Genomic DNA, 8,502 nt, shown 5'->3' on the forward strand with positions numbered 1-8,502 from the left:
GCCCCCCAGGGCGGGTGGGGGCTGTCCGCTGCCGGCCCATCGCAGCCCGCATAACCACCCACAGCCCGACCCTCACCACACCCAAGGCTGCCCGCCCACAGCCCATAACGGCGCGCGTACCCGCCCTCAGTCGCACCCAGCACGAGCAAGGACCGCCCGCCGACCCCGCCACACAAACCCGGCCCCACGCAAGCCCCCGCCCGCCACGCAAACCCCCGCCCACCACGCAAACCCCCACCCCGCTGCCCAACCCCCCAGCCCGGCTCACGCCCGCACCCCCACCCCGCCCCCACCCCCGTGGAAAACCTCACCCCCTCCTGCGGAGAACCACGTTCCAGCCGTTCGTTCCTCCTTCGTACCGTGCTGGGACCCCTCCCACAGGAGCCCCCATGATCGCCCTGCCCGCCGCGACCGTCGCCCTCCCCGCATCCGCCGCGTCCGCCGCCTCCGCATCCGCATCCGCCGCCTCCCCCGCCCCAGCCCTCGCCACTGCCACCACCCCCACCGCCACCCCAGGCGGCCTCACCGGCTGGGCGACCGACCTCGTCGAGCAGTTCGGTGGCCCCGGCGCGGGGGCCGCCATCGCGTTGGAGAACCTGTTCCCGCCGTTGCCCAGCGAGGTGGTTCTGCCTCTCACGGGCTTCGCGGCCGGGCGCGGGGTTCTCACCCTCGCCTCCGCCCTCTTCTGGACCACGCTCGGGTCCGTCGTCGGCGCCCTCGCGCTCTACGGGATCGGCGCCGGGCTCGGCCGCGATCGCCTCTTCGCCCTGTGGGCACGCGTTCCGCTCGTCCGCGTCTCGGACCTGGAGCGCACCGAGGCGTGGTTCGGGCGGCACGGCACGAAAGCCGTCCTCCTCGGCCGCATGATCCCCGTCTTCCGCAGTCTCGTCTCCGTCCCGGCGGGGCTCACCCGGATGCCGCTTGCGGCCTTCACCGTGCTGACGGCAATCGGCAGCCTCACCTGGAACTCCGTTCTGGTGTACGCGGGTTTCCTCCTCGGTGACCGCTGGGAGCTGGTGGAGCGGTACGCGGGCCTTGCGAGCAGACTCGTCGTGGTGGGCGTCGCCGCTGCGCTCGCGGTGTGGCTCGTCGTCCTCGTACGGAACCGCAAGCGGCCCGAAACCCCGGGCCGCCATCGGCGCCCCTGAGCTAGGGTCCCTGACCGTGGCACTCTCCGCGCCCGCACTTCGCCTCCCCCGCGCTGCGGCCGGCACGCTGCTCGGCTGCCTGCTGGCGCTCCCCTTCGCCGCGTATCTGCTGGTCAGAGGCCCTGTTCTGCCGGTACGCGGCCCCGGTGGGCTCGCGGGGTGCCTCGCTCGCGCCGACCGCGTCCGCCGCGAACGGTTCTTCGGCGACGCCTTCCCGCCCGGCTACGAGGTTCCACCCGCCAAGCTCGTCCGCCACCTCGCCCACCGCGCGACGACCGGGGCACTCACCGCCGTCGTGCTCGCGCTGCTCGGTTTCGGGGCGGTGCTCGCCGTGCTCCTCCTGCGCGGGCTCGTGCGGGGTTCCGTGGGACCGGGCGCGTTGCTCGCCCAAGTGGTCCTCGGTGGCGCGCTGTTGTTTCTCGCCGTGCAGGGCGTACGGGCGCTCGCGAGGGACGACGCACGGGCCGCGTACGCGTGTTTCGCACCGGGCGACGACGAGGAACTCCGCCGCCGCCTCACCGAGATCACCGCCTCGCGCGCCGCCGTCATCCGCGCCGTGGACTCCGAACGCAGGCGGATCGAGCGCGATGTGCATGACGGGGTGCAGCAACGTCTCGTCGCACTCTCGCTGTTGCTCGGGCGGGCCGCGCGCCCCGGTGATCCCGCACGGGCCGAGGCGCTGCTCGCCCAAGCGCGCGAGGAGTGCCGGGCGGCGCTCACGGAGCTCCGCGAGGTGGCGTGGCGTGTCTACCCCTCGGCGCTCGAAGGGGCGGGGCTGCGCGAGGCGCTCGAAGGGATCGCCGCGCGCAGCCCGCTGCCGCTCGCCGTGCGCTGGGACGTCGCGGGCGATATACCCGAACAGGCCGCTACGGCGGCGTACTTCGTCGTCTCCGAGGCCGTCACGAACACGCTCAAGCATGCGGGTGCGAGCCGCGTCGGTGTCGTCCTCCGCCGCGCCGACGGGGTCCTCACCGTACGGGTCGACGACGACGGCCACGGCGGTGCCGACCCTTCCGGGAGCGGCCTCGCGGGGCTGCACGGGCGGCTCGCCGCACTCGGCGGCAGCCTCCGCGTCCACAGCCCCGCCGGGGGTCCCACCCACGTCGTCGCGGAGGTACCGTGCGCCTGATCCTCGCCGAGGACTCGGCCCTGCTCCGCGAGGGGCTCGTACGGCTGCTCGCCGAGGAGGGACACGAGGTCGTGGCCGCGCTCGGTGATGCCGAGGCGGTGCCCGCCGCCGTCGCCGCGTACCGGCCCGAACTCGTGGTCCTCGACGTGCGGATGCCCCCGACGCACACCGACGAGGGCCTGCGCGCCGCCGTCGCGCTGCGCGCCGCACACCCGGCACTCGGTGTCGTCGTTCTCTCCCAGTACGTCGAACGTACCTCCGCCGCACGCCTGTTGGCGGACGGCGTGGAGCGGGTCGGGTACCTCCTCAAGGACCGCATCGGAGAAGTCGGGGAATTCCTCGACGCGTTGGAGCGGGTGCGGGCCGGGGGCACGGTGATCGACCCGGAGGTCGTGCGCCGCCTCTTCGCCCGTACGGGACGTGCCGATCCCCTCGCCCGCCTCACGCCGCGCGAGCGGACCGTCCTCGAAGCGCTCGCTCAGGGGCACACGAACGCGGCCCTCGCCGAGCGGCTGCACCTTTCGCTCAGCGCCGTCGAGAAGCACCTCAACTCCGTCTTCCAGAAGCTGGGACTGCCCGATTCCCCGGCCCACAACCGCCGCGTGCTCGCCGTGCTCCGCTACCTGGAGGGCTGAGACGGGCCATCCCGGCCAAGGAGCTTCCCCTGTACGGCCGTCCCATCGGCCTCGCCCGTCCCGCCCTTGCGGACCCCGCATGGTGCCCCCGAGACCGCTCCGCGCGGCACCCCGCGCCCGCTCCTGTCTGACCGGCCGGTCCCCGCAGCCGGTACCGGCAGACCCGGCCCAGGGCCCGGCAGTACGACGCCAGGCCCGGCAGACCCGACGCCCGCACACCCGCCGCCTCGCGCTCACGCAGCGCAAGTACAGCGTGCTGAAGAGGCTCGACAAGCCCGTACGTACCCCCGAAGACGCCTCACGCGCCTCGGCGAGGCGAACGCCGCCGGTCAACTGGCCTTCGGCCGCCCCTACGTCGCGCTCGACCGGATGGGGGACGGGGACGGCGGCGAGCAGTTCGCCGAACAGCTCGACCAGGCCCTCGACACCGCCATCGACGCCGCAGGCGAAGTCAAGGAGGCGGCGGCGAAGTTGAGGCACGCCGAGGACTCCAACCCCATGGCCGACTCGCAGGACTACTCGCTCAGCAAGCAGCGCCACAAGATGGGCAAACTCGTCGCCGGCGCGGCGGGCGAGAGCCTGAAGGCGGCGAGCGGCGCGGCGACAATCGCGACCGCCGTGACCGCGGGTCTCGCCACGACCCCGGTCGGCTGGGGCCTCGCTGCCGCGGCGGCGGGCCGGTCGAGACGGTCGTACCCCCCGAGCCGCCGACGCCCGTACGCCCCCGAGCTCGTACACCCGAGCTCCCCACGCCCGGCCCCCGGCCGCCCCCACGGCCGTACACCCCCGCGCACTTCCCCCAGGGCCGCCCGGCCCTCGTCGCCGTCCCTCACGGGCACACCCGCCCCGCAGCGCTAAAACAGGCATTGACCTGCGCTTATCTCGCACTCCACGGCCCGTTCGTCGCGCGTTCATCTCGCGATGTGGACGGTCTGACGGGCGTTCCGCCGAGTCCGCCCCTCCGCTCCGCAGTGCTGCCCCGTAGCCGCTCCGCACGCCCGTGCGGGCTCGCTAGCTTCGGTCCGGTCCGTCCGTTCGCAGACGGCTCCGGTACGAGAAGGCGGCGCCCCATGAGCACCCCGATGCACGCGAACCCCCACCGGCGCACCGCCGTCGCGCCAACCGTCCGCCGTCGCGAACCGGCCGCCGGTCCCGCCGCGCACGCGCTGCTGACCCTCCAGTCCCGCGCCGGGAACCGGGCGACGACCCAGGTGGTGCAACGGGCCAGGGCGACGGCGGCATCGGCGGAGCGGGAAGAGACGCCGGAGCCCGACACCGCTTCGCTCCGCTCGGAGGGAACACACGGAACGAACGGGACGCGCAGAAGCCGTGCGAGCGCGGATCGCGCCACCGAGGACCGCACGAGCGCGGAGCGTACGAGCACCGACCGCAGGAGCACCGACCGCAGGAGCACCGACCGCAGGAGCACCGACCGCGCCAGTACGGAGGCGAACGACGCCCCCGAAGCCGTTCCCGCCGCCCCGCGCCGCGCGCGCGATCAGGCGGTGAAGGGGATAGAGGAGGCGAAGCCGCTCGCCGACATCCCCGACACCGGCGTCCGCTACGGGCAGATTCCCATCAACGCGGGGATCTCCCAAGGCGCCTCGGCCCACCACGAGGCCGAACTGTCCGAGGGAGTGGCCCACTCGGGGATGGCGGCCGGAGGCGAGAATCTGCTCGTGGACGCGCTCGGCGCCGCGGTCGGCGGGATCGGCGCGCGCAAGGCGGCGAAGGACATCGCGAGCACCGAGGAGGGCGCCCCCGCCCACGCCCCGCACAAGTCGCTCCGGGTGAAGGCGATGGACAGCCTGATGAGCAGCGCCAGTTCGGTGGCGGACATCTTCACCGTCGCGCGCGAGACGCTGAAGGCCGGGAGCATGGCGGACGCGGCTGCGGTCGCCGAGGCGAGCGGGACGGTGTCCGCGGTGACCGCCGTCGCGAAGGCGGGCCGCGCCGGGCGCCGGGTGCGGCTCACGACGCGCAAGTACCGTGCCATGCGCGGTTTTCAGCTTCCCGAGCCGACCGGCGCCGACGAGATGGCGCGGCTCCACGCGGCCGAGCGGACGGCGCGCTGGGCGCTGCGGGACGCGGAGTGGTTGCGCGACCTCGCCGCGTGGCGCGACGCGGAGACGGCGGCGGCCGCCGTCAACTCCGTCGAGGAGGCCATGCGGAACCTCGCGGCGGCCGCCGGGGCCGTCAGGGACGCCGAGAACCGGGACAGGGAGCTGTCCGCGCTCTCCTCGGTACGCGAAACCGGCGTCAAGAAGCAGAAGTTCAAGCTGGGCAAGCAGGCACTCACGCTGGGCGGCGAGGGACTCAAGGGCGCGGCCGGGGCGGTGACGATCGCGGCGGCGGCGACGGCGGGCCTGGCGAGCAACCCCGTCGGCTGGGCGCTGGCCGGTTCGGCGGCCGGAGTGATCCTCGCGGGCGCGGGCTGGAAGACGTACCGCGCCGGGGCCAAGCGCTACAACGAGGTCCGCCACCCCGAGCGCTTCGCGGGGGAGGGCGAGGAGCACGCCGAGCCGGTCTCGCGGGAGGAGGCACTCGCGTACTCGCTCAAGTTCTGGAAGAAGGCGAAGAACGGGGAGCGCGAGCACGCGGCCCGCAGGCTGTACGCGCTGGCCGCCGGTCCGGGCGTCGCGGGCAGCGAGCACACGTCGGCCGAAATGCGGGGCTACGCGCGGGAGTTCCTGGAGGTGCTGAAGGCCGGCCCGGCCCAGCAACGGCTGTCCCGGCCGGAGTGGGAGGCGAGTCTCGACGACGAGTCCCGCAAGGCGTACTGGATCAAGGAGATCACGACACAACTGTCGTCCTCCTGAGCGGACGAGGCGACGAGGCGACGGGACGACGGACTGCGGGCGACGGGCGACGGGCGACGGGCGACGGGCCGACGTAACCGGCCCCGCGCCGACCGCGTACGGAGGACGCCCCACCCGGGCCGACCCTCCCCCGCCGCTACCCCGCCCCCTCCCCGGACGCGGCCGCCTCCGCACGCTCCCCGGACGAGGCCGCCTCCGCCCCCTCCCCCGACGAGGCCGCCTCCCCGCGCCGCCCCGGCAGCAGCAGCGCCAGCGGCAGTGCCACCGCCGTGGCCGCGAGCGCCCACCAGAAGGCCGCGCCGTAGCCGTCCGCCACCGTCGCGGCGCTCGCCGTCGTGTGCTGGAGGACGACCGCGAGGACGGCAGTGCCGACCGAGCCGCCGATCTGCTGGGAGACGCGCGAGATGATGCTCGCGTCCGGGATCTCGTGGTGGGCGAGGCCGATGAAGGCGGCGCCGCTCAGCGCGACCATCGCGGCGCCGAGGCCCAGTCCGCGCAGGAAGAGCGCGGCCAGGAGCAAAGCCGTATCGGTGTGCGCGTCGGCGAGGGCGAAGGGCAGCGTGCCCAGCGTCACGAGGGCGAAGCCGGCGAGGGCGACGGGGCGCGGCCCGAGCCGGTCGGTGAGGTGCCCCGCGCGGGTCCGCGCGGCGAGCGCGCCGAGGCCCTGCGGGATGAGGAGCAGCCCCGCGCCGAGCGCGCCCTGCCCCCGTACCTGCTGCCAGTAGAGCGGGAGGAGCAGCATCGCGCCGTACAGGCTCGTGCCGCCGAGGAAGAGCAGGGCGGCGGAGGCGCCGGGCGCGCGGTGGCGCAGGAGCCGCAGGTTGATGAGCGCGTGCGGGCGCGGCAGCGAGCGGGCGACGAAGGCGAGGACGAGGACGAGCCCGGCGAGCAGCGGTACGAGGACGCCCGCGCTCGTGAAGCCCGCGCTGCCCTCGACGCGCGAGAGCCCGTACAGGAGCACGGCGACGCCCGGCGAGAGCAGCAGCAGCCCGACGACGTCGAGACGGGGGCGGGGGGCGTCGGTGGCCGGGCGGTCGTCGGGCAGGTTGCGGTGCGCGAGGACGGCGCCGACCAGGCAGAAGGGGATGTTGACGAGGAAGAGCCAGCGCCAGCTCGCGACGCTCAGGATGAGGCCGCCGAGCACGGGGCCGAGGATGGGGCCGAGCGCGGTGGGCAGGGTCACGGTCGCCATGACGCGGCCGATCTCGCGGCCCTTCGCGGCCTGCATGATCAGTGTCGCCATGAGCGGCATCATGATGCCGCCGCCGATGCCCTGGACGACGCGGAAGGCGATGAGCGCGGGCGCGTTCCAGGCGAGCGCGCTGAGCACGGACCCGAGCAGGAACACGGTGAGCGCGCCGGTCCACAGGCGTTTGCCGCCGACGCGGGCCTGGGCCCATTTCGCGAGCGGGATGGTGACGAAGACGGCGAGGAGATAGCCCGTACTGACCCACTGGATCGTGGCGATCGAGGCGTGCAGGGAGCGGGTGAGGTCGTCGAGGGCGACGCTGACGATCGTCGTGTCGAAGACGACGGCGAGCGCCCCGACGACCACCGTGAAGGCCAGCCGCCAGACGGCCGGGTCGACGGGGGCGGGCGCGCCGGGCGCGGGGCCCGGGGGCGCCGAGGGGGACAGGGAGGAGGGCATGACGGAGGACCGCCTTAAGATATAGAGTCCTATCTAGAGCTTCCGGGACCGAGAGTAAGGGCCGTGCTTTAGATAGGCAAGTCTATCTAAACGGCCGGGGAGGTACGTGGATGGCCGAGCGGCGACGCGGGGCCGCGCTGGAGCGGGCGCTTCTGGACGCGGCGTGGGAGGAGCTGACGGCGCACGGGTACGCCGGCTTCACGATGGACGCGGTGGTACGGCGCGCGGGGACGAGCCCGCCGGTCCTCTACCGCCGCTGGCCGGACCGCGACACGCTCGTACGGGCCGCCGTCACGCACGTACTGGAGCGCTCGCACATCGACGTGCCCGACACGGGCAGCCTGCGCGGGGACGTCCTGACCCTGATGCGGACGATCAACGAGACCCGTGTGCGGCTCATCACGGTCATGAACGCGCACCTCGCGGGCTACTACCAGGAGACGGGCACGAACCCGGGCGACCTCCTGGCGGACGCGCGGGAGGCGAACAGCGACGTGATCTGGGAGCGGGCGGCGGCGCGCGGCGAGATCGCCCCCGGCCGCCTGACGGAGCGGATCAAAAGGCTCCCCTTCGACCTGCTGCGCCACGAGATCCTGATCTCGTTCGCGCCGGTGCCGGACGAGGTGCTCGAAGAGATCGTCGACACGATCGTGCTGCCGCTGGTCGCGTAGCGGGCGGGTACGGGGCGCCGCGCGGGATTCCGGGCGGGACGGGCGCAGGGACGGTGTGCGGACGCGCCCCGGGGCGGACAATGCCCACGGACCCGTACCGCCGCCCGCCGCCCACGACGCGCGACGCCTCCCGAAAGGCACTTCCATGACCGGACCCGCCCCCGCCCCGGCACCGGCTCCCCGCCTCCTCGCGGACTTCGACACGGTGCTGCGCGAGGCCCCCGACGAGGCGCGCGGCGCCTTGTGGCGGCTGGCGGAGGAGGGGCGGCAGCTCGACGCGAACCTCGTACGGCTGGGGCCGGGCGAGGAGGTGGGCACGCACCGCGAGGACGCGCTGGACGTGCTGCTGCTCGTCGTCGCGGGCACGGGCACGGCGGCGGGGAACGAGGTACGCCCTGGCAGCGCGGTGTGGCTGCCGCGCGGGGCGGCCCGGGGGCTGCGGGCGGGGGCGC

7 protein-coding genes and 1 pseudogene are annotated in these 8,502 nt (G+C 74.4%); 7 read left to right on the forward strand and 1 reads right to left on the reverse strand.

What is annotated here, in order from left to right; all coding sequences use genetic code 11:
• Positions 1-389 precede the first annotated feature (389 nt).
• From G3I42_RS05085 to G3I42_RS05105, 5 genes are all read left to right on the forward strand, one after another.
• Positions 390-1,148, forward strand: a complete 759-nt coding sequence (locus tag G3I42_RS05085; RefSeq protein WP_164282758.1) for a DedA family protein — start codon at positions 390-392, stop codon at positions 1,146-1,148.
• Between the two features lie 16 nt (positions 1,149-1,164).
• Positions 1,165-2,277, forward strand: coding sequence for a histidine kinase (locus G3I42_RS05090; RefSeq protein WP_164282760.1), 1,113 nt, complete (start codon positions 1,165-1,167; stop codon positions 2,275-2,277).
• Positions 2,268-2,912 (forward strand): response regulator transcription factor, encoded by a 645-nt coding sequence (locus tag G3I42_RS05095; protein WP_164282762.1) that lies wholly within the window; start codon positions 2,268-2,270, stop codon positions 2,910-2,912. The genes G3I42_RS05090 and G3I42_RS05095 overlap by 10 nt, the downstream gene beginning before the upstream one ends.
• Before the next feature lie 369 nt (positions 2,913-3,281).
• Positions 3,282-3,770: a hypothetical protein gene (locus G3I42_RS37390; RefSeq protein WP_239096272.1), complete on the forward strand. Its 489-nt coding sequence runs from the start codon at positions 3,282-3,284 to the stop codon at positions 3,768-3,770.
• Between the two features lie 212 nt (positions 3,771-3,982).
• Complete coding sequence (locus G3I42_RS05105; RefSeq protein ID WP_164282764.1) at positions 3,983-5,731, forward strand: hypothetical protein; 1,749 nt, start codon at positions 3,983-3,985, stop codon at positions 5,729-5,731.
• A 136-nt stretch (positions 5,732-5,867) separates the two neighbouring features.
• Here the strand turns inward: G3I42_RS05105 and G3I42_RS05110 are convergent, their stop codons facing one another.
• Positions 5,868-7,379, reverse strand: coding sequence for an MDR family MFS transporter (locus G3I42_RS05110; protein ID WP_239096273.1), 1,512 nt, complete (start codon positions 7,377-7,379; stop codon positions 5,868-5,870).
• Between the two features lie 110 nt (positions 7,380-7,489).
• Between G3I42_RS05110 and G3I42_RS05115 the strand changes: the two genes are divergently transcribed.
• Both G3I42_RS05115 and G3I42_RS05120 read left to right on the forward strand, forming a co-directional pair.
• The gene (locus G3I42_RS05115; RefSeq protein ID WP_164282766.1) at positions 7,490-8,050 is read left to right on the forward strand and encodes a TetR/AcrR family transcriptional regulator; all 561 of its coding nucleotides are present in this window, start codon (positions 7,490-7,492) and stop codon (positions 8,048-8,050) included.
• A gap of 145 nt (positions 8,051-8,195) precedes the next feature.
• Positions 8,196-8,502: pseudogene (locus G3I42_RS05120) on the forward strand (hypothetical protein); the annotation flags it as partial.

The sequence above is a fragment of the Streptomyces sp. SID11385 genome, from assembly GCF_010548245.1.
Classification (GTDB): Bacteria; Actinomycetota; Actinomycetes; order Streptomycetales; family Streptomycetaceae; genus Streptomyces.

What these genes read in the sequence shown, in the direction of transcription:
- G3I42_RS05085 (WP_164282758.1), top strand. Translation starts at nt 390, where the DNA reads ATGATCGCCCTGCCCGCCGCGACCGTCGCCCTCCCCGCATCCGCCGCG.
- G3I42_RS37390 (WP_239096272.1), top strand. Translation starts at nt 3,282, where the DNA reads ATGGGGGACGGGGACGGCGGCGAGCAGTTCGCCGAACAGCTCGACCAG.
- G3I42_RS05105 (WP_164282764.1), top strand. Translation starts at nt 3,983, where the DNA reads ATGAGCACCCCGATGCACGCGAACCCCCACCGGCGCACCGCCGTCGCG.
- G3I42_RS05110 (WP_239096273.1), bottom strand. Translation starts at nt 7,379, where the DNA reads ATGCCCTCCTCCCTGTCCCCCTCGGCGCCCCCGGGCCCCGCGCCCGGC.
- G3I42_RS05115 (WP_164282766.1), top strand. Translation starts at nt 7,490, where the DNA reads ATGGCCGAGCGGCGACGCGGGGCCGCGCTGGAGCGGGCGCTTCTGGAC.